At 73.6% G+C, this 14,615-nt stretch carries 14 protein-coding genes; 2 read left to right on the top strand and 12 right to left on the bottom strand.

Annotated elements, in window-relative coordinates; all coding sequences use genetic code 11:
- Positions 1–224 precede the first annotated feature (224 nt).
- The 7 genes from OOK34_RS00570 to OOK34_RS00600 all read right to left on the bottom strand — a co-directional run bounded on the left by OOK34_RS00570 (position 225) and on the right by OOK34_RS00600 (position 7,101).
- The gene (locus tag OOK34_RS00570; protein WP_267031868.1) at positions 225–1,223 is read right to left on the bottom strand and encodes a TIGR03842 family LLM class F420-dependent oxidoreductase; all 999 of its coding nucleotides are present in this window, start codon (positions 1,221–1,223) and stop codon (positions 225–227) included.
- 24 nt (positions 1,224–1,247) lie between these two features.
- Positions 1,248–2,648, bottom strand: a complete 1,401-nt coding sequence (gene hydA / locus OOK34_RS00575; protein WP_267031869.1) for a dihydropyrimidinase — start codon at positions 2,646–2,648, stop codon at positions 1,248–1,250.
- Between the two features lie 10 nt (positions 2,649–2,658).
- The gene (locus OOK34_RS00580) at positions 2,659–3,954 is read right to left on the bottom strand and encodes an aspartate aminotransferase family protein (protein WP_267031870.1); all 1,296 of its coding nucleotides are present in this window, start codon (positions 3,952–3,954) and stop codon (positions 2,659–2,661) included.
- On the bottom strand, positions 3,951–4,793 hold the full coding sequence (locus OOK34_RS00585; RefSeq protein WP_267031871.1) for a nitrilase-related carbon-nitrogen hydrolase: 843 nt from the start codon (positions 4,791–4,793) through the stop codon (positions 3,951–3,953). The genes OOK34_RS00580 and OOK34_RS00585 overlap by 4 nt, the downstream gene beginning before the upstream one ends.
- Positions 4,794–4,960: 167 nt before the next feature.
- Entirely contained in the window at positions 4,961–6,538 is a 1,578-nt protein-coding gene (locus OOK34_RS00590) for a hypothetical protein (protein WP_267031872.1), read from the bottom strand.
- Between the two features lie 23 nt (positions 6,539–6,561).
- Positions 6,562–6,729, bottom strand: coding sequence for a hypothetical protein (locus OOK34_RS00595; protein ID WP_267031873.1), 168 nt, complete (start codon positions 6,727–6,729; stop codon positions 6,562–6,564).
- A gap of 120 nt (positions 6,730–6,849) precedes the next feature.
- Positions 6,850–7,101, bottom strand: coding sequence for a helix-turn-helix domain-containing protein (locus OOK34_RS00600; protein WP_267031874.1), 252 nt, complete (start codon positions 7,099–7,101; stop codon positions 6,850–6,852).
- Positions 7,102–7,165: 64 nt separating this feature from the next.
- On the opposite strand from OOK34_RS00600, the gene map reads away from it, so the two are divergent.
- Positions 7,166–7,933 carry a type I methionyl aminopeptidase gene (map, locus tag OOK34_RS00605; protein WP_267031875.1) on the top strand — a complete coding sequence of 256 codons (768 nt, stop codon included), beginning with the start codon at positions 7,166–7,168 and terminating at the stop codon, positions 7,931–7,933.
- Between the two features lie 29 nt (positions 7,934–7,962).
- Here the strand turns inward: map and ggt are convergent, their stop codons facing one another.
- Positions 7,963–9,762 (bottom strand): gamma-glutamyltransferase, encoded by a 1,800-nt coding sequence (gene ggt / locus OOK34_RS00610; RefSeq protein ID WP_267031876.1) that lies wholly within the window; start codon positions 9,760–9,762, stop codon positions 7,963–7,965.
- 102 nt (positions 9,763–9,864) lie between these two features.
- Here ggt and OOK34_RS00615 point away from each other — a divergent pair, with 102 nt between their 5' ends.
- Entirely contained in the window at positions 9,865–10,593 is a 729-nt protein-coding gene (locus tag OOK34_RS00615) for a hypothetical protein (RefSeq protein WP_267031877.1), read from the top strand.
- On the opposite strand, the gene OOK34_RS00620 is transcribed toward OOK34_RS00615, so the two are convergent.
- The 4 genes from OOK34_RS00620 to OOK34_RS00635 all read right to left on the bottom strand — a co-directional run bounded on the left by OOK34_RS00620 (position 10,553) and on the right by OOK34_RS00635 (position 14,590).
- Entirely contained in the window at positions 10,553–11,821 is a 1,269-nt protein-coding gene (locus tag OOK34_RS00620) for a cytochrome P450 (RefSeq protein WP_267031878.1), read from the bottom strand. The two genes, OOK34_RS00615 and OOK34_RS00620, sit on opposite strands and share 41 nt — an antisense overlap.
- Positions 11,822–11,961: 140 nt before the next feature.
- Entirely contained in the window at positions 11,962–12,465 is a 504-nt protein-coding gene (locus OOK34_RS00625; RefSeq protein WP_267031879.1) for a hypothetical protein, read from the bottom strand.
- A complete protein-coding gene (locus tag OOK34_RS00630; protein ID WP_267031880.1) occupies positions 12,462–13,907 on the bottom strand; it encodes an ATP-binding protein in 1,446 nt (481 codons plus the stop codon). Before OOK34_RS00630 ends, OOK34_RS00625 begins: the two co-directional genes overlap by 4 nt.
- A complete protein-coding gene (locus OOK34_RS00635) occupies positions 13,904–14,590 on the bottom strand; it encodes a response regulator transcription factor (RefSeq protein WP_267031881.1) in 687 nt (228 codons plus the stop codon). The genes OOK34_RS00630 and OOK34_RS00635 overlap by 4 nt, the downstream gene beginning before the upstream one ends.
- Positions 14,591–14,615 lie beyond the last annotated feature (25 nt).

Below are 14,615 nucleotides of genomic sequence, written 5' to 3' on the forward strand. Positions count from 1 at the left end.
GGGAGCGGATCCACTCGACCATCGGCTACATCACGCCATACCAGGCGAGGGTCCGCTGCCATCAACGGCTGGACCTCGCGGCATAAATCGGAAGTGTCGGGACCTGATGGGTCACTTCACCGGGCGAAAGACCCAGCCCCGGCATCTCCCCGTGCCCGCACGAGAGTCAGTGCCAACCTGCTGCGGGGCCAACCTCCCGGTCGGCCCCGTGCTACTCGCGGTAGTCAGCTGAACATCGGGATGATGTCGGATCCGTACGCGTCGATGGTCGCTTCCCGGGCGTCGTGCATGTTGTAGAGGGCGAACTGGTCGACGCCGAGATCCCGCAGGGCCCGGAGCTTCTCGATGTGGGCCTCGACCGGCCCCAGGAGGCAGAAGCGGTCCACGATCTCGTCCGGGACGAAGTCCGTCGACGGGTTCCCGGCGCGGCCGTGGTGGCTGTAGTCGTAGCCGTGGCGGGACTTGATGTACTCCGTCAGCTCCTCGGGAACCATCGAGGAGTGCTCCCCGTAACGGGAGACCAGATCAGCGACGTGGTTGCCGACCATCCCGCCGAACCACCTGCACTGGTCGCGGGCGTGGGCGAGATCCTCGCCCACGTACGCGGGGGCCGCCACGCAGATGGCGATCGTGTCCGGGTCACGGCCGGCTGCCACGGCGGCCTCGCGGACCGACTTGACCATCCACTCGGTGAGGTAGAGGTCGGCCAGTTGGAGGATGAACCCGTCCGCCTTCTGGCCGGCCAGGGCCAGCGCCTTGGGCCCGTACGCCGCCATCCACACGGGCAGCTTGCCCTCGCGGATCCACGGGATGCGGATCGGGTTGCCGTCGACGAGTGCCTCGCGGCCCTCGGCGAGGTCGCGGATGACGTCGATGGCCTCCCCGAGGCGGGCCAGGGTGTTGGGGGCCCGGCCGGCAACGCGCATGGCGGAGTCGCCGCGGCCGATGCCGCAGACGGTGCGGTTGCCGTACATGTCGTTGAGGGTGGCGAAGGTGGAGGCGGTGACCTCCCAGGTGCGGGTGCCCGGATTGGTGACCATGGGGCCGACGTGGAGCTTCTGCGTGTTGGCCAGGATCTGGCTGTAGATGACGAACGGCTCCTGCCACAGCACGGCCGAGTCGAAGGTCCAGCCGTAGCGGAAGCCGTTGCGCTCGGCGCGTTTCATGAGGCTGACGACCTGGGAGGCCGGCGGGTCTGTCTGCAGGACGAGGCCGAAGTCCATGGCGGCTCCTTGCTGCTTGCGGGCTTACAAGTACTGGCAGGTGGAGCGGGGGACGAAGGCGCCGTGGCCGGCCCGGCCGGTGTACTCGCGCCGGTCGATGACGAGTTCGCCGCGCGAGAGGACCGTGTCGACGCGTCCGGTGATCCGCTTGCCCTCGTACGCCGAGTAGTCCACGTTCATGTGGTGCGTCTCGGCGGAGATGACCTGCTCGGCGTGCGGATCGTAGAGGACGATGTCGGCGTCGGAGCCCGGCGCGATGGTGCCCTTTCGGGGGTAGAGGCCGAACATCCGGGCCGGGGCCGCGCAGGCGATCTCGATCCAGCGGCGGCGGCTGATGTGCCCGTCCAGGACGGCCTGGTGGAGGAGGTCCATACGGTTCTCCACGCCGGGAAGACCGTTCGGGATCTTGGAGAAGTCGCCCCTGCCCAGCTCCTTCTGGCCCCGGAAGCAGAAGGGGCAGTGGTCGGTGGATACCACCTGGAGGTCGTTCGTGCGCAGGCCCCGCCACAGCGCCGCCTGGTGCTCGCGGGGACGCAGCGGGGTGGAGCAGACGTACTTGGCGCCCTGGAAGTCCGGCTCCGCCAGGTTGTCCGTGGAGAGGAAGAGGTACTGCGGGCAGGTCTCCCCGAAGACCGGCAGGCCCTTGTCCCGGGCGGCGGCCAGCTCGGCCACCGCCTCCTGCGCCGAGACGTGGACCACGTACAGCGGGGAGCCGGCGACCCGGGCGAGCTGGATGGCGCGGTGGGTGGCCTCGGCCTCCAGGAGCACCTTGCGGACCTCGCCGTGGTGGCGGGGGTCGGTCTCCCCGCGTGCCAGGGCCTGTTCGACGAGGACGTCGATGGCGATGCCGTTCTCGGCGTGCATCATGATCAGCCCGCCGTTGCCGGAGGCCCGCTGCATGGCCCGCAGGATCTGCCCGTCGTCGCTGTAGAAGACGCCGGGGTAGGCCATGAACAGCTTGAAGGAGGTGACCCCTTCCCCGACGAGGAGGTCCATCTCCTTCAGGGTCCCCTCGTTGACGTCCGAGAGGATCATGTGGAAGGCGTAGTCGACGGCGCAGTTGCCGTCGGCCTTGTCGTACCAGGTGTCGAGCCCCTCGCGCAGGGAGCGGCCCACGCCCTGCACGGCGAAGTCGACGATGGTGGTGGTGCCTCCCCAGGCGGCGGCGCGGGTGCCGGTCTCGAAGGTGTCCGAGGCGGCGGTGCCGCCGAAGGGGAGTTCCATGTGGGTGTGCGCGTCGACCCCGCCGGGGATGACGTACTTGCCGCTCGCGTCGATCGTACGGTCGGCCGTCCAGGCTTCGGCGGCGGCCGAGCCGTGCGCGGCGAGGGCCGCCACCCGGCCGTCCTCGATCAGGACGTCCGCGTGGAGCTCGTCGGCGGCCGTGACGACCAGGCCGCCGCTGATCAGCGTACGGATGCTCATGTGCGTCCCCCTACTGGATGCTGCGGAGCGCCTGTTCGAGGATCTCGGCGCCCTCTTCCGCCTCGGCGACGGTGAGGGACAGCGGCGGCGCGATGCGCAGCACGCTGGTGTCGTGCCCGCCGCCCTTGCCGAGCAGCAGCCCGCCCGCGCGGGCGGCCTCCAGTACGGCGGCGGCCGCCTCGGGGTCGGCCCGGTCGGTGCCCGGCTTGGTCAGTTCCACTCCGGCCATCAGGCCCCGGCCGCGGACCTCCCGTACGGCGGGCACGGCGGCGGTGATGGCGCGCAGCCGCTCCAGGAGCAGGCCGCCGACGCGCCGGGCGTTGCCCTGGAGGTCGTGCTCCAGCAGGTATCCGAGGTTCGCGAGGCCGGCCGCCATGGTGACCGGGGAGCCGCCGAAGGTGGAGATGGAGTTGGAGTCGAGGCAGTTCATCACCTCGGCGCGGGCCACGACCCCGCCGATGGACATGCCGTTGCCGATGCCCTTGGCGAAGGTGAGGATGTCCGGCGGGCCGCTGCGGGCGTGGGCCTGCCAGCCCCAGAAGTTGTCGCCGGTACGGCCCCAGCCGGTCTGCACCTCGTCGCTGATCCACAGGATGCCGTGCCGGTCGAGGACCTCGCGGAAGGCGGCGTACAGCCCGTCGGGCGGTGAGGTGAACCCGCCGACGCCCTGGATCGGTTCGGCGATGAGCGCGGCCACTCCCCCGCGCGCCTGGCCCAGGACGTCCTCGAGGTCCGCGACGGCCGCGGCGGTGAAGGCGGTGTCGTCGAGGTGGGCGAAGGGGCCCCGGGTACGGACGGCGCCGTGCACGTAGTACGTCTGGAGCGGCGAGAGGCTGGTCGGGGACCAGCTCCGGTTGCCAGTGATCGAGACGGTGGAGAAGGACCGGCCGTGGTAGCTGTTGCGCATCGCCAGGATCTGGTTGGAGCGGCGGTACGTGGTCGCGAGCAGCAGGGCGGTGTCGTTGGCCTCGGTCCCGGAGGTGGTGAAGAAGACCCGGGCGTCGGGGATGCCGGACAGGGCGGCGACCCGCTCGGCCAGCTCGACCATGGGCCGGTTGAGGTAGAGGGTGGAGGAGTGGATGATCCGCCCGGCCTGTTCGGAGACGGCCTTGGTGACCTCGGGCAGGGCGTGGGCGGTCATCGTGGTGAGGATGCCGCCGAAGAAGTCGAGGTAGCGGTTGCCCTCGGCGTCCCAGACGTGGCGGCCCTCGCCGTGGGTGAGCTCGATGGGGCGGTCGTAGTAGAGCGCGAGCCAGTCGGGCAGGACGGTGCGGTGGCGGCTGTGCAGCGGAATGGGGTTGGTCACGGCTGTACGAGTCCTCCGTAGGCGTCGGGGCGGCGGTCGCGGTAGAAGGCCCACTGGTCGCGGACCTCCTTGATCAGGTCGAAGTCCAGGTCCCGGACGAGGAGTTCCTCCTCCTTGTCGCTGGCCACCTCTCCGACGAACTGGCCGCGCGGGTCGACGAAGTAGCTGGTTCCGTAGAAGTCGTTGTCCCCGTACTCCTCCTGGCCGACGCGGTTGATGGCGGCGACGAAGTACTCGTTGGCGACGGCGGACGCGGGCTGTTCCAGCTGCCACAGGTACGCGGACAGGCCGCGGGAGGTGGCGGACGGGTTGTAGACCAGCTGGGCGCCGGCCAGGCCGAGTTGGCGCCAGCCCTCGGGGAAGTGGCGGTCGTAGCAGATGTAGACGCCGACCCTGCCGACGGCGGTGTCGAAGACGGGCCAGCCGAGGTTGCCGGGGCGGAAGTAGAACTTCTCCCAGAAGCCCTTGACCTGGGGGATGTGATGCTTGCGGTACTTGCCGAGGTAGCTGCCGTCGGCGTCGATGACGGCGGCGGTGTTGTAGTAGAAGCCCTCGCTCTCCAGCTCGAAGACCGGGACCACGATCACCATCCCGGTCTCCCGGGCCAGGTCCTGCATCCGCCGGACGGTGGGGCCGTCGGGGACGGGCTCGGCCCAGCGGTAGTGCTCGGGCTCCTGGACCTGGCAGAAGTAGGGGGCGTTGAACACCTCCTGGAAGCCGATGATCTGCGCGCCCTGGGCGGCCGCCCGGCGGGCGTGCGCCTCGTGCTTGGCGATCATCGACTCGGTGTCTCCGGTCCAGGTGGCCTGGACGAGTGCGGCGCGGACGACTTGGGCCATGAGCTGCTCCTCGCGACGGGAACGCCGGCTTCTACGCACGTAGACGGTGTGCGTAGGGAGTCGAAGGTAGGCCCCGTCACAGCGCGGGGCAAGACCACCTTGCGCGGTTGGAGTAGTCGATCACGTTACGTCGGCACGTGGTCGTTTGCGGTCAGCGGACGGGCGGTTCAGGCCACCGCGATTCCCGCCACCCGGAGGGCGTGCGCCAGATCGCGGTGCCGGGTCCCGGACAGGGCGCGGGCCGCGCGCAGCAGCCGGGGGGCGAACCAGTGCGGGTCCCGGCGGGCCAGGCCGGCCGCCTCCTCGGCGGTGCGCAGCCTGACGAAGGCGCCGAGCAGGGCCTGGGCCTCGCGGTCCCGGCCGGCGTCGCCGAGGGCGAGGGCGGCTTCGGCCACCTCGGCGGCCGGGCGGGCCACCCCTTGGCGCAGCAGCCCGTCGCAGTCGGCCTCCCGGCCCGCCTCGCCGAGGGCGGCGGCGGCCGCGGCGAGCCGGTCGGGCGGGAGCGAGGCCGCCTCCCACAGCAGGGTGGCCCAGTCGGCGGCCAGTCCCGCGCGGCCGAGTTCGGCGGCGAGGCCGGGCAGTTCGGCGGCGGGCCAGGCGGCGGCCTCGCAGAGCAGGGCGTGCGCCTCCCCGCTGCGGCCCTGGGCCCGCAGGGCGAGCAGCTCGGCGACGAAGCGCCCGCGCGGGGCGGCCCCCGGAGCCCCGGCGGGGGTGCCCCACACGGAGGCGTCCCCGGCCGCCGGGTCGGCGGGGGCGGAGGCGGAGGCGGAGGCGGAGGCGGAGGCGGGGTCGGGGCCGGGGCCGGGGGCGGGGGCCGAGGCGGAGGCGGGGTCGGAGGCCGGGCCGCCGGCGCCGGGGGCGGCCGGGTCGGCGTACCGCGCCCGGTCCGGCGCCGCAGCGGCGGTCGCGGGCCGGGCGGGGGCCGCGTGCGCGGGGGCCGTGGCCGGGCCGGTGCCGTGGGGGCGGTCCGGCGGGGCCGGAGCTGTGGCGGTGGCGGCCGGCACGCCGCGGTTCCGGCCCCGGACGCCCGTGCGGGTGCCCGGCGGTGTCCGGTCGGTGGCCAGGTGGCCGAAGCGGGCGCCGCGCGGGGGCGGCACGGGCAGCTCCGGGGCGGCTCCGTCCGGGGCGGGCGGCGGGGTCACGGCCGCCGCCGTGCCCGCGTACCGGGCGCCCCCGGCACGCCGGGCCCCGCGCAGCCACCGGCCCTCCCGCTGGGCCGGCACGGCCGGCAGGGGCTCCGGCCGCGGCTCGGGCGGCAGCGCCGCCAGCCGGGCCGCCAGGTCCGCGCACCGCGCGGCGGCGCGCGCCGCGTCGTCCCGGGTCCAGGCCAGCTCCCGGGCCAGCGCGGCCGCCTGCGCCGGGTCGGCGGTACCGCCGAGCCGGGCGGTCAGGGTCCGCAGCGCCTCCTCCGAGACGGCCCGCTGCCGGGCGGCCGCGGCGAGCAGGGTCCGTACCTCCTGCGCCCCGCCCGGCATCGCGTCCCACGCGGCGACGGCGGCGGCCCGCAGCGAGGCCGCGTACTCGGCCTCGCCCGCCGTGTTCCCGGGCGCTCCCGGCAGGTCCCCGAGCAGTGACTCCAGCACGTCCCACGGCGGCATCGCGACCCCGTCGAGGCAGGCGCGCATCCCCTCCGGATCCCGCCGCAGGAACTCTCCGTACCAGCCGGCTCCGGGATCCAGTCTCTGCGTCAACCCCCGCAGGTAGTCCGTGAGTTGCCCGATCACCAGCGCAGTCGGCGTCTCCATGGACGCATTGCATCCCACCCGTGTTACGGGCGGGCTACGGGAGCCTCAAACCTTGACGGCGAACCCGCGTCCACGGCGGCCGGGGCCAGGGCTCCGGCCCGGCCCCCGGGGGTGGTGCAGGCAGCGGCCAGCAGCCCGGCCGCGAGGAGGGCGCCGAGGAGTGCGAGACCGAGTCGCTTCGATGCGTTCATGGCTGACACGACCTCACCTGTGCCCCGGAGACCGCCGCCCGCACCGCCGGTTGCGCCGTTCGGCCGCCGGACACGCCCCTCAGGCGGGCGTCCTCGGGCGGGCATCCACGGCGGGCGCCCTCAGACGGGCACGAGGGCGCAGCGCCGCATGACCTCGTCCAGGGAGAGCCCGAGGACCCCGGCCAGGGCGGCGACCGTGAAGAAGGCGGGGGTGGGCGCCCGGCCGGTCTCGATCTTGCGAAGGGTCTCGGCGGAGAGCCCGGCGCCGGCCGCGACCTCGACCATGCTGCGGCCGGCGCGCGCCTCGCGCAGCAGTGCGCCCAGGCGCTCGCCGCGCTCGCGCTCTTCGGGTGTCAGGGGGGTACGGACCATGACTCCATCCTACCCCGTCGCCCAATAACTATCCCGGTAAAGTTATACCGGTATAGTTATTGGCATGGTGAAACTGAAGACGGATCAAGCGATCGACGAGATGCGTGCCGCCGGCCGGGTGGTCGCGCACGCCCTGGCCGCCGTACGGGAGGCCGCCCGGGTCGGGGTGTCCCTGCTGGAACTGGACGCGGTGGCCCGCGGGGTCCTGCGCGAGGCCCGGGCCACCTCCCCCTTCCTCGGCTACCGGCCGCACTTCGCGCCGGTGCCCTTCCCGGGCGTGGTGTGCGCCTCGGTCAACGACGCGATCGTGCACGGGATCCCCGACGGCTACCGGCTGCGCGACGGGGACCTGGTCAGCATCGACTGCGGGGCGAAGCTGGGCGGCTGGGCCGGGGACGCGGCCGTCAGCTTCACGGTCGGCCGGGCCCGCCCCGCAGACCTGCGGCTCATCGAAACCGCCGAGGCGGCCCTCGCGGCCGGCATCGCCGCCGCCTTGCCCGGCAACAGGATCGGCGACATCGCCCACGCCATCGGCACCGTCTGCCGCTCCGCCGGGTACGGCATCCCCGAGGGCTTCGGCGGCCACGGCGTGGGCCGCGAGATGCACGAGGACCCGGGCGTCCCCAACGAGGGCCCGCCGGGACGCGGCATGAAGCTGCGCCCCGGCATGGTCATCGCCATCGAGCCGATGCTGATCGCGGGCGGCACGGACGACTACACCTGCGACCCCGACGGCTGGACCCTGCGCACCACCGACGGCACCCGCGCCGCCCACGCCGAGCACACGGTCGCCATCACCGCCGACGGCCCGAGGATCCTCACCGCCCTGTAGTCCTTACGGCTCCCCGTGCGGGTTGGTCCTTACGGCTTCCCGTGCGGGTGCACGACCATCGCCGAGCCGCCGCCGCGCCGGACGGTCTCGGCGGCCGCCAGCCAGCGGCCGTCCGGGAGCCGCTGGACGCCGGTGGCGGCGCCGATCTCCGGGTTCTGCCGGAAGGCCTGGCCCAGGCCCTCCAGTTCGGTGCGCAGCGGGCTGTTCCACAGGCCCGGCTCCAGTTCGGTGGTGGTCTGGTTGCGCTGGCTGGCGCGCGGGGCCGCGATGGCGTCCACCAGGGGCAGGCCCCGGTCCAGGTGGCCGGTCAGGGTCTGCAGGACGGTGGTGATGATGGTGGCGCCGCCCGGGGAGCCGACCGCCAGGACCGGGCGGCCGTGCTCCAGGACGATGGTCGGGGACATCGAGGAGCGGGGGCGCTTGCCGGGGCCGGGCAGGTTCGGGTCGGGGACCCCGGGGGCCGCCGGGGCGAAGGAGAAGTCGGTCAGCTCGTTGTTGAGCAGGAAGCCCCGTCCCGGGACGGTGATGGCGCTGCCGCCGGTGGACTCGATGGTCAGGGTGTAGGAGACCACGTTGCCCCAGCGGTCGGCGACCGTCAGGTGGGTGGTGTTCTCCCCTTCGTAGGTGGTGGGGGCGGCCTCGCCGGTGGTGGCGCAGGGGGCCGGGTTCCGGGGGTCGCCGGGGGCCAGCGGGCTGGTCAGCGCCCGGTCCGGCCGGATGAGGCAGGCGCGCGTGTCCGCGTACCGCTGGGAGAGCAGCTCGCGCGTGGGGACGGACCCGGCGGCCGGGTCGCCGACCCAGCGGCCCCGGTCGGCGAAGGAGATCCGGGAGGCCTCGATGTAGCGGTGCAGGTACTGCGTCTGGGACAGCTTCGACAGGTCGGTGCGTTCCAGGATGTTCAGCGCCTCGCCGACGGTGGTGCCGCCGGAGGAGGAGGGGGCCATGCTGTAGACGTCCAGGCCCCGGTAGCCGATCCGGGTCGGGTCCTGCCGCTTGGTCGCGTACGCGCGCAGGTCGGCGGTGGTGAGGTCGCCGGGGCGGACGTTGCGGGTGGCGGCCGGGTCGACCGGGGGTTTGCGTACGGTGTTGACGATGTCCTCGGCGATCGGGCCCCGGTAGAGCGCGCCGGTGCCCTTGCGGGCGAGTTCGGCGTAGGTGGCGGCCAGGTCGGGGTTCTTGAAGGTGGAGCCGACCACGGGGAGCTGCCCGCCGGGCAGGAAGAGCTTGCTGGTGTCGGGGAAGTCCTTGAAGCGGTCCTGGTTTGCCTCGGTCTGGGCGCGGAAGGTGGCGTCCACGGTGAAGCCGTCGCGGGCCAGTTTCTCGGCGGGGCGCAGCAGGCGGTCCAGCGGGCGGGAGCCCCAGGAGTCGAGGGCGCTCTTCCAGGTGGCGGGGGTGCCGGGGACGCCGACGGAGCGGCCGCTGGTCTGGCCCTCGGCGAAGGGGATCGGGGCGCCGTTCTCCTGGAAGAGCCCGGCGGTGGCGGAGGCGGGCGCGGTCTCGCGGCCGTCGATGGTGTGCACCCGGCGGGACGCGGCGTCGTAGTAGACGAAGTAGCCGCCCCCGCCGATGCCGGCCGAGTACGGCTCGGTGACCCCGAGGGCGGCGGCGGTGGCGATCGCGGCGTCCACGGCGTTGCCGCCGGAGCGCAGGACGGCGATGCCGGCCGCGGAGGCGTCGGCGTCGACACTGGCGACGGCCCCGCCGTAGCCGGCGGCGACCGGCACCTTGGGCGGGGTCGCGGCCGGCGGGGGCGGGGCGGCGGCCCCGGTGGAGACGAGCGCCCCGGCGAGGGCTGCGAAAGCCAACTGACGTGCTGCGGAAGCGCGCATCCAAGTTCCTCCAGTCGACTGCCTGTCAGATCCAGGATCGGCAGCCTAACTTCCGTACACCCCCCGCGTCATGAAGGCCGTGTGACGGCTACCATCCGCCGCATGAACGACGACGTGCGCAACATCGTGCTGGGGGTGGTGGCGACCGCGTGCAGCGGCGGGTTCGGCTGGTTCACCCGGACCTACGTCTGGCGTCGCGCGCTCCGCCGCAAGCAGGCCTTCTTCGGGCTGCCGACGGGCTCGGACTGCCTGTTCGTGGTCAACCGCCAGATGGGCGGGAAGGACTCCTCGCTGCACCGCAGCGACGCCTTCGCGCTGCTGGAAATATCCGCCCTGATCAAGGACTGCGGGGCGACCGTGCAGGTCGTCACCCACGACACGGCCCGCCAGGGCTTCGGCGACCGGGCCGAGTTCTGCGTCGGCGGGCCGTCCTCCAACGCCCGGACGACCGCGCACCTGGCCTCCATGCTGCCGGGGGTGCGCACCGAGATCGGCCTCGAGCAGGGGGATCCGGACCGCGGGGCCATCCGCGTCGGCGGGGAGACGTACCGCTGGGAGAAGGGCATGGTCGAGTACGTGCTGCTGGCGCGGCTGACGACCGGGCGGGGCTCCCGGCCGGTGTTCCTGCTGTCGGGGCAGACCGCCAACAGCAACCAGGCCGCCGCCCGTTATCTGGCCAGGCACCATGAACGGCTGGCCCGCGACTACGGCGGCGAGTCCTTCTGCGTGATGTTGAAGGTGATCAACTCCGATGCCTACGGGCCGGACGTGACCGAGCTGGTCGCGGACGTCACCGCGGCGGCCCGGACACCCGTAGCGGCAGCCGCGTGATGCCGTTGATGAAGTTGGACACCAGCCGGCGCGGCTCCCCCGCGAGTTCCGGCGCCGGCATGGCGGTACGCCACTCCTCGTAGAGGGTGCGCAGCTGGAGCCGGGCGAAGTGGGCGCCGAGGCAGACGTGGGGGCCGTCGCCGAAGGAGACGTGCGGGTTCGGGGAGCGGCCCGGGTCGAGGCGGTGGGGGTCGGTGAAGACGCGCTCGTCGTGGTTGGCGGAGGCGTGGAAGACCACCACCTTGTCCCCTGCGCGGACCGGGGTTCCGGCCAGTTCGGTGTCGCGGGCGGCGGTGCGGCGGAAGCTGAGCACCGGCGGGTGGACGCGCAGGAGTTCCTCGACGGCCCGCTCCATCGGGGCCGTGCCGTCGGCCAGTTGCCGGTAGGCGTCGGGGTCGCGGGCCAGCGCGAGGAGGCCGCCGGGCGCGGCGCTGCGTACGGTGTCGTTGCCGGCGACGGTCAGCAGGAAGAAGAACATCTCCAGCTCGGCGGGGTCCAGTCCGGCCTGCGCCAGGGCGGTCATCACGTCGTCCCCGGGGTGCGCGCGTTTGTACGCGGCCAGTTCCCGGGCGTAGCCGAACATCTCGCCGAGCAGCGCCGGGGAGCGCGGGTTGAGCGGCTTGCCGTCCGGGCCGAGGAGGGGCGCGGGGGCGTCCTCGGGGTCCTGGTAGCCGATGACCCGTACGGTCCACTCCAGCAGCAGGGCCCGGTCGGCGGGCGGGACGCCCAGCAGGTCGGTGAGGTTGAGCAGGGCGTACTCGTCGGTGACGGTGCGCACCACGTCGGCGGCGCCGTCCTCGGCGGCCTCCCGGGCGGCGGCGAGGAGGGTGCGGGCCCGCTCGCGGGCCCGGCCCGCGAAGGCGTCGACCCGGGCGGGGGTGAAGGCGCGGGCGACCAGGCGGCGCAGCCTGCCGTGTTCCGGAGGGTCCTGGTTGAGCATGGTGCTCCGCAGGAACGGCAGGTCGGCCGGGTCGGGGTCGCGGATCTGGGTGGCGCCGAGCCAGGAGGAGTACGTGGCGTGGTCGCGCAGGACGCGGACGACGTCGGCGTGCCGGGTGACGGCCCAGAAGCCGGGCCCGGCGGGCCAGCCCTGGACCTCGGGCTCCTCCTGCCAGGCCACCGGGTGCCGCTCGCGCAGCAGCCGGTAGCGCTCGTGCGGGACGCCCTCGGCGTAGACGCGGGGGTCGAAGACGTCGGGGATGCCGGGGGCCCGGGCGGCGCGTTCCATGGTCCACACGGTGGCGGCACCCCGGGCCCGGCCGCAACCCCTCCGGCGCTCAGGCCGTCTCTTCCGGATCTTGCTCCCCCAGCTACCGCTGGGAGGTGCCCCCAGACCCGCGCCGCCCGGCAAGATCCGAAAGAGACGGCCTAGCCCCCCGCTGCGCAGCGGGCCGCCTCCAGCTCGGTGTCGGAGCCGCGCAGCACCACCTCGAAGACGGGGTCGAGGGTGGACAGGGCGCTGCACACGAGCTGGCGGTGGGCGAGCGGGTCCAGGCCGGCGACGGGGAAGGGGAGGCGCACCTCGAGCCGGTCCCGCGCCGTGAAGCCGACCCCGATCGCTTCGAGTTCCTTCTCCTCGACCGGGGGCAGCCGGGTGCCGAGTCCGGCTTCCGCCTCGGCGCCGCCGGGCCCGCCGAGCAGTCCCCGCAGGCTGCCCCGGGGCCCGTCGCGGGTGTGCTCGGGCTGCGGGGAGGGGGCGAGGCGTCCCTCGGGGGTGACGAAGTAGGCCATCGAGGTGCGGGCGGGCGCGGCGACGGCGACCTTGGCGGCCGCGCCGCTCTCCACGACCCCGGTGGGCTTGATCCCGCAGCCGGAGAGGAGCAGCGGGCCGAGCAGGGCGGTGGCGGCCGCGATGCCCCGGATCCGGCTCATGCGACGGCCTCCAGGGGCATGTCGAGGGTGAAGACCGCTCCCCCGCCGGGGGCGTTGGCGGCGCTCAGGGTGCCGCCGTGCAGCCGGACGTTCTCGAGGGTGATGGCGAGTCCGAGGCCGCTGCCGGCCGAGCGGGCGCGGGCGGCGTCGGCCTTGAAGAACCGGTCGAAGATGTGCGGCAGCACCTCGGCGGCGATGCCCGGTCCGCTGTCGGCGACCTCGAGCAGCAGCCGTTCCCCGCCGGGGTGCGCTTCGGTGCGCACGGCGATCCGTACGGGGGCGTCGCCGTGCCGCAGGGCGTTGCCGACGAGGTTGGCCAGGACCACGTCGAAGCGGCGCGGGTCCAGCCGGGCGCGGACCCCTTCGGGGAGGTCGGTGGTGATCCGGTCGTCGTCCCGGTGGCGGCGCTCCAGGCTCTTGCCCACGGCCTCGGCGATGTCCACGTCGTCCAGGTTGAGTTCGGCGGCGCGGGCGTCGAAGCGGGAGATCTCCATCAGGTCCTCGACGAGGACGGCGAGCTTCCCGGTCTCCGCGCTGATCAGCCGCAGGGCCTTGGCGGTGTCCGGGTCGAGGTGTCCGGCGTCCTCGTCGAGCACCTCGGTGACGGCGAGCATCCCGGCGAGCGGGGTGCGCAGTTCGTGGGAGACGTCGGAGGCGAAGCGGCGGGCCCGGGCCTCCGCCTCCCGCAGTTCGGCCACGGACTCCTCGAGGGCGCCGGCGGTGTCGTTGAAGGTGTGGGCGAGGCCGGCGAGTTCGTCGGAGCCCCTGACCTCGATACGGGTGTCGAGGCGGCCGCGGCCCAGGTTCTGCGCGGCGCGCCGCATGTCCCGTACGGGGCGCAGGACGCTGCGGGCGGCGAGCAGGGCGGGTACGAGGGCGATGGCCAGGCCGGGGACGGCGCCCTGTTTGGCGGCTTCGACCATGGCCTCGACGGTCTGCTGTTCGCTGGTCAGCGGCATGACGGCGTAGACGGTGACGCCGGTCGGCTCGCGGTTGCCGTTGTGGGAGAAGACGGCGGGCATGCCGATGGTCAGGTAGGGCTCGCCACGGCCGTCCGCCACGCGCTGGAAGGCTCCGTGCGGGTTCGCCGCGACCTGGTTGCGCAGGGTGTCGGTGAGGACGCCGGAGGTGGTGGGGGTGAGGTTGGAGGAGGCGCGCAGGGCGCCGTACTCGCCGTAGACCACCCAGGAGTGCGGTTTTCCGCGTTTGCCGAGGTCGTTGACGAGGCGCTGGAGCTGCTGCTGGTCCATGGGCAGGGTCATGGCCTGGCCCTCCAGCTGGTCGCGCAGGGTGCTGACCGCCGTGTCCTGGCTCTGGGTGAGGACCGCCCTGCGGGCCTGCCGGTAGGTGAGGGCGGCCGTGCTGACCGCGCAGATCGTGGCGACCAGCAGGAACGCGGCGATCAGCCGGGTGCGCAGTCCGAGCGGGGCGAGACTCCTCATGGTCCCAGCGGCCCGAAGCGGTAGCCGAAGCCCCGCACCGTCTGTATGTAGCGGGGGGCGCCTTCGGGGTCCTCGACCTTGTTGCGCAGCCGGCGCACGCAGGCGTCCACGAGCCGGGCGTCGGCGTGGTAGCTGTGCTCCCACACGTACTCCAGCAGCTGCCGGCGGGAGAAGACCTGCTCGGGCTGGGCCGACAGGTGGAGCAGGAGCTTGATCTCGCTGGGCGCGAGGGCGACGCGCTCGCCGTTCTTGGCGACGCTCAGCCCGGCGCGGTCGATGGCGAGTTCGCCGTGGTGTTCCACGCCGGGCCGGCCGGAGGGGTCGCCGAGGCGGCGCAGCACGGCCTTGATGCGGGCCTCGATGATCTCGGTGCGGGCGGGTTTGACGATGTAGTCGTCGGCCCCGGCCTCCAGGCCGACGACGATGTCGAAGTCGTCGCCGCGGGCGGTGAGCATGATGATCGGGACCTCGCTGGTCTCCCGGATCCGGCGGCAGACCTGGACGCCGTTGATCCCGGGCAGCATCAGGTCCAGCAGCACCAGCTCGGGGCGGAAGCCGGCGATGAGGTCCAGTCCCTCCTCGCCGGTGGCGGCGGCGCTCACCTCGTGGCCGCGGCGGCGCAGGCCGAGGCCGACCCCTTCCCGGATGGAAGGGTCGTCCTCGATCAGCAGTACGCGTGGCATCCGGCCAGTATCCCAGGGTGGTTCA

The sequence above is a fragment of the Streptomyces sp. NBC_00091 genome, assembly GCF_026343185.1.
Classification (GTDB): domain Bacteria; phylum Actinomycetota; class Actinomycetes; order Streptomycetales; family Streptomycetaceae; genus Streptomyces.

Coding starts and splice junctions, on each gene's coding strand:
- OOK34_RS00570 (WP_267031868.1), bottom strand. CDS start 1,223: ATGGACTTCGGCCTCGTCCTGCAGACAGACCCGCCGGCCTCCCAGGTC.
- hydA (WP_267031869.1), bottom strand. CDS start 2,648: ATGAGCATCCGTACGCTGATCAGCGGCGGCCTGGTCGTCACGGCCGCC.
- OOK34_RS00585 (WP_267031871.1), bottom strand. CDS start 4,793: ATGGCCCAAGTCGTCCGCGCCGCACTCGTCCAGGCCACCTGGACCGGA.
- OOK34_RS00590 (WP_267031872.1), bottom strand. CDS start 6,538: ATGGAGACGCCGACTGCGCTGGTGATCGGGCAACTCACGGACTACCTG.
- OOK34_RS00595 (WP_267031873.1), bottom strand. CDS start 6,729: ATGAACGCATCGAAGCGACTCGGTCTCGCACTCCTCGGCGCCCTCCTC.
- OOK34_RS00600 (WP_267031874.1), bottom strand. CDS start 7,101: ATGGTCCGTACCCCCCTGACACCCGAAGAGCGCGAGCGCGGCGAGCGC.
- map (WP_267031875.1), top strand. CDS start 7,166: ATGGTGAAACTGAAGACGGATCAAGCGATCGACGAGATGCGTGCCGCC.
- ggt (WP_267031876.1), bottom strand. CDS start 9,762: ATGCGCGCTTCCGCAGCACGTCAGTTGGCTTTCGCAGCCCTCGCCGGG.
- OOK34_RS00615 (WP_267031877.1), top strand. CDS start 9,865: ATGAACGACGACGTGCGCAACATCGTGCTGGGGGTGGTGGCGACCGCG.
- OOK34_RS00620 (WP_267031878.1), bottom strand. CDS start 11,821: ATGGAACGCGCCGCCCGGGCCCCCGGCATCCCCGACGTCTTCGACCCC.
- OOK34_RS00625 (WP_267031879.1), bottom strand. CDS start 12,465: ATGAGCCGGATCCGGGGCATCGCGGCCGCCACCGCCCTGCTCGGCCCG.
- OOK34_RS00630 (WP_267031880.1), bottom strand. CDS start 13,907: ATGAGGAGTCTCGCCCCGCTCGGACTGCGCACCCGGCTGATCGCCGCG.
- OOK34_RS00635 (WP_267031881.1), bottom strand. CDS start 14,590: ATGCCACGCGTACTGCTGATCGAGGACGACCCTTCCATCCGGGAAGGG.